We start from the raw sequence: 4,477 nt of genomic DNA, 5'->3' as shown, positions 1-4,477 counted from the left end.
GGTGATGGTGCCGCCGGTGCCGACCCCGGAGACCAGTACGTCGATCGCCCCCTCGGTATCCTCCCAGATTTCCGGCCCGGTGGTCTGTTCGTGGATCGCCGGGTTGGCCGGGTTCTTGAACTGGTGCAGCAGCAGGTAGCGGTCCGGGTCGGCGGCGGCGATCGCCTCGGCCTCGGCGATGGCGCCGGCCATCCCCTTGGTTCCGGGGGTGAGCACCAGGTTGGCGCCGAAGGCCTTGAGCACCTTGCGCCGCTCCAGGCTCATGGTTTCGGGCATGGTCAGGGTGATGGGGATGCCGCGGGCGGCGGCGACAAAGGCCAGGGCGATGCCGGTGTTGCCGCTGGTCGGCTCGACGATCTCTTTGCCCGGCCCGAGCAGCCCTTTTTTCTCGGCGTCCCAGACCATCGAGGCGCCGATGCGGCATTTGACCGAGTAGGCCGGGTTGCGCCCCTCGATCTTGCCGAGGATGGTGGCGCCGCCTGCGGGGGCCAGGCGGTTCAGGCGCACCAGCGGGGTGCGGCCGATGGAGAGGGAATTGTCGGTGAAGATGCGGCTCATGGCGGGCTCCTTTTTGTGTCCGGGGTTAACCCGGAAAAAATATGTTGGCCACAGAGACTCAGAGACACAGAGTCTGTTGTTGATTGGAAACCAGAAGTTTCCAGCGGATATGTCGATTTCTACGGCACCTTGCCGGTGTTGTCGAGGTTCCCGAAAATTAGTGGTTTTCTCTGTGTCACCGTGCCCCTGTGGCAATAGCTGTTTAAGTCAAGTTTAACAGCGAAATGTCGTCCGGCTAGCCCAGCCCGGCGACGGCCTGCAGCAGGTCGTTCAGCGTGAGGTCGCTGGCCAGGTTTTCGCCGAACCCTTCGCCTTGCCGGCGCAGCAGGGTGAAGCGCGGCTGGCGCTCGCCGTTGGCGTCTTTGACCGCCTTGGTCACCAGGATGCCGGCGTCGGCCAGCTGAACCTGGGCGCAGGAGTTGGGGCAGCCGGAGATGGCCCAGGAAAGCATCCGGCCCTTGGGGCCGAGGGCGTCCAGCACCTGGCGGGAGATGTCGCGGGTCAGCGCCAGCCCCATCCGGCAGAGGTGGCTGCCGGGGCAGATGCGGAAGGCGGCTTCGGCGCCGGGGGCCGCTGCTTCAAGGCCGCTGGCGGCCAGGGCCGCCTCGATGGCCTGGCGGCTTGTGCCGTCGACGGGGATGAAGGCCAGGTTCTGGTTGGCGGTGACGGCCAAAAAGCCGCCTCCGAGCTCGGCGGCGATGGCCGCCAGGCGGCGCAGGTCGGCGGCCGGCAGTTCGCCGGCGAAGACCGGAAATTCCACGATCCCTGCTGCCGCCGGGCTGGGGGTCAGGGACTGCTCCAGCAGGCGGAAGGCGAAGCTCTCAGGCGCTCCGGTCTGTTCGTCGCGGATCAGCTCGCGCAGCCGCTCCTGGCCCACCTGGTTGGCCAGGAACTTGAGGCGTTTCGGCGGCGGGGTGTGCTTGCGGTAACTGCGGACGACGGCCTCGATCAACGGGATGAGCCGCTCCTCGGCGACCCGCTTTTCGAACAGAAAACCGGGTTGCGGTTCGCGGCCGAGGCCGCCGGCGATCCAGACGTCGTAGTGGCGGTCGCCGACATGGACCAGGCCGACGTCCTGGATCAGGTGCCGCGCCCCCTGGTAGCCGGCATCGACGCTGACCTTGAATTTTTTCGGCAGCCCTTCAAAGTGGGGGTTGCCGGCAAAGTGGCGGTGCAGCCGGCGGGCCAGCGCCTGGGCCGTTTCGAAGCCGGGGGCAAAGGTGGTGCTGCAGGCGATGCCGCGCACCGCGCCGCCGCAGGCGCCGCGGGAGGTGAGCCCGACGGCGGCCAGCTGCGCGGCCACTGTGGCTAAGCTGGCATAGTCCAGCCAGTGCAGCTCGACGCTGCCGCGGGTGGTCAGGTGCAGGTTGCCGTTGGAAAAGCGCTCGGAGATGTCGCAGATCTTGGCCGCCTGTTCGGCGGAGAGGACCCCGGCGGGGATTTTTATCCGCAGCATCAGGTCGCCTTCGGCATTCTGCTGGTAGATGCCGTCGAGGCGCAGTTTCTGGTAATCGATGGTGCTATCGGGCATGGGAATCTTCCTTCCTCGATAATTGTATCCGGACTTGCAGTCTTAGGGGCCGGTCCCTGTGCCTGCCCGCTTCAGGCGTTTAGACGAGGGCGGCCACGGGGGGTCGCCCCTACAATGAACCCGCCTTTTTGCCAGGTCAACCCCTTTGGGCCAATTGGGCTCCTAGATATGCCACTCGATGGCGCTTTGATCGCCGAAGATCTGGCCGACGACCTGCAGGGCCAGTTCCTCCGGGCTGTGCGCGGCGCCGTCGACGACGATTTCGGGATTTTCCGGCGCTTCGTAGGCGGCGTCGATGCCGGCGACGTTCTTCAGTTCGCCGGCCCGGGCCTTTTTGAAGACGCCCCGGGTGTCGCGCTCTTCGCACAGCTGCAGCGGGGTGTTGACGTAAATTTCGATAAATTCGCCCGGCTCCAGGATCTCGCGGGCCACCGCCCGTTCGCTGCGGAAGGGGGAGACCACCGAGGCCAGCACGATCTGGCCGGCGTCGACGAAGAGCTTGGCCACCTCGGCCACCCGCCGGATGTGTTCGACCTGGTCGGCGTCGCTGTAGCCGAGGTCGCGGTTGATGCCGTGGCGCAGGTTGTCGCCGTCGAGGATGCAGGTGTGCCGGCCCAGGGAGTGCAGTTTTTTCTCCACCAGGTTGGCCAGGGTCGATTTGCCCGCGCCGGGCAGGCCGGTGAACCAGAGGACCCGGGGCTGCTGTCCCTTGAGGGCGGCGTGGGCCTTTTTGTCGACATCGAGAGTCTGCCAGTGGCCGTCGGTGGCGCGTTCCAGCGGCGCATCGATCATGCCGGCGCCGACCGTGGCGTTGCTGAGACGGTCGATGAGGATAAAGTTGCCGGTGGCGCGGTTGTCCCGGTAGGCGTCGAAGGGGATCGGCTTGTCGACGCTGAGGTTGCACACCCCCACTTCATTCAGGGCCAGGGTCTTGCCCGGTTCGTGCTGCAGGGTGTTGACGTTGACCTTGAAGGTGATTTCACTCACCTGGGCCGGGACGCTGGTGGCGCCGGCCTTGAGCAGGTAGCTGCGGCCGGGCAGCAGGGCCTCTTCGTGCAGCCAGACCAGGCGCGCCTGGAACTGGTCGGCTACCTGCGGCCGGGTCTCGGGTGGGGCGAGCAGGTCGCCGCGGCTGATGTCGATTTCGTCGTTGAGGGTCAGGGTGACGGCCTGGCCGGCGACGGCTTCGGGCAGGTCACCGTTCATGGTGACAATGCGGGCGACGGTGCTGGTCTTGCCCGAGGAGGCGACCGCCACCGTATCGCCGGGGCGGATCGTGCCCGAGGCGATGGTGCCGCAGAAGCCGCGGAAGTCGAGGTTGGGCCGGTTGACCCACTGCACCCGCATGCGGAAAGGGCGCTGGTCGGCATCGTCGGTGATCTGGACCGTTTCCAGGTGCTCCATCAGGGTCGGTCCCTGGTACCAGGGGGTGCGCGCGCTGCGGGTCAGGATGTTGTCCCCCTCCAGGGCCGAGATGGGGATGGCGGTGACCTGCTCAAAACCGAGCCCCTGAGCGAAGAGCTCATACTCCTTGCGGATGGTCTCGAATCGATCGTGATTGTAGTCCACCAGGTCCATCTTGTTGATCGCCAGTACGATGTTGCGGATGCCGACCAGCGACACCAGGTAGCTGTGGCGGCGGGTCTGGGTGAGCACCCCCTTGCGGGCGTCGATGAGGATGACGGCGACCTGCGCGGTGGAGGCCCCGGTGACCATGTTGCGGGTGTACTGCTCGTGGCCGGGGGTGTCGGCGACGATGAACTTGCGCTTGTCGGTGGAGAAGAAGCGGTAGGCCACGTCGATGGTGATCCCCTGCTCGCGCTCGGCCTGCAGCCCGTCGAGCAAAAGGGCGTAGTCGATCTTCTCCCCTTGGGTGCCGACCCGTTTGCTGTCGGCCTCCAGGGCGGCGAGCTGGTCTTCGAAGATCATCTTCGAGTCCCACAGCAGCCGTCCGATCAGGGTGCTTTTGCCGTCATCGACGCTGCCGCAGGTGATGAAGCGCAGCAGCGACTTCTCTTCCTGGGCCTTGAGGTAGGCGTGTATGTCTTCTGCGATGAGTTCGGACTGGTGAGCCATCAGAAATATCCCTCCTGTTTCTTTTTCTCCATCGAACCGGCCTGGTCATGGTCGATCAGGCGCCCCTGCCGTTCGGAAGTGCGGGTGAGCAGCATCTCCTGGATGATTTCGGGCAAAGTGGCCGCGGTCGATTCCACCGCGCCGGTCAGCGGATAGCACCCCAGGGTGCGAAAGCGCACCGACTTCATCTCCACCTTTTCGCCGGCCTTAAGTTCCATCCGCTCGTCATCGACCATGATCAGCATGCCGTCGCGCGCCACCACCGGCCGCACTTGAGAATAGTAGAGCGGCACGATGGGGATCTGCTCCAGG

At 65.7% G+C, this 4,477-nt stretch carries 3 protein-coding genes and 1 pseudogene; all 4 read right to left on the bottom strand.

The window, feature by feature from the left end:
* On the bottom strand, nt 1-558 hold a 558-nt coding region (locus tag ABYV89_RS14810; RefSeq protein WP_432823707.1), incomplete at its 3' end, for a pyridoxal-phosphate dependent enzyme.
* A 235-nt stretch (nt 559-793) separates the two neighbouring features.
* On the bottom strand, nt 794-2,089 hold the full coding sequence (locus tag ABYV89_RS14805; protein WP_432823706.1) for a nitrite/sulfite reductase: 1,296 nt from the start codon (nt 2,087-2,089) through the stop codon (nt 794-796).
* Nucleotides 2,090-2,251: 162 nt separating this feature from the next.
* Nucleotides 2,252-4,165: a sulfate adenylyltransferase subunit CysN gene (cysN, locus tag ABYV89_RS14800; protein WP_432823705.1), complete on the bottom strand. Its 1,914-nt coding sequence runs from the start codon at nt 4,163-4,165 to the stop codon at nt 2,252-2,254.
* Nucleotides 4,165-4,477: pseudogene (locus ABYV89_RS14795) on the bottom strand (sulfate adenylyltransferase subunit CysD); the annotation flags it as partial. The pseudogene ABYV89_RS14795 and the gene cysN, both read right to left, overlap by 1 nt.

Source organism: Trichloromonas sp. (assembly GCF_041583255.1).
In the GTDB taxonomy this organism is placed as follows: domain Bacteria; phylum Desulfobacterota; class Desulfuromonadia; order Desulfuromonadales; family Trichloromonadaceae; genus Trichloromonas.
Note: the sequence above shows the minus strand (reverse complement) of the source record. Positions and strands in the feature narration are given on the sequence as shown.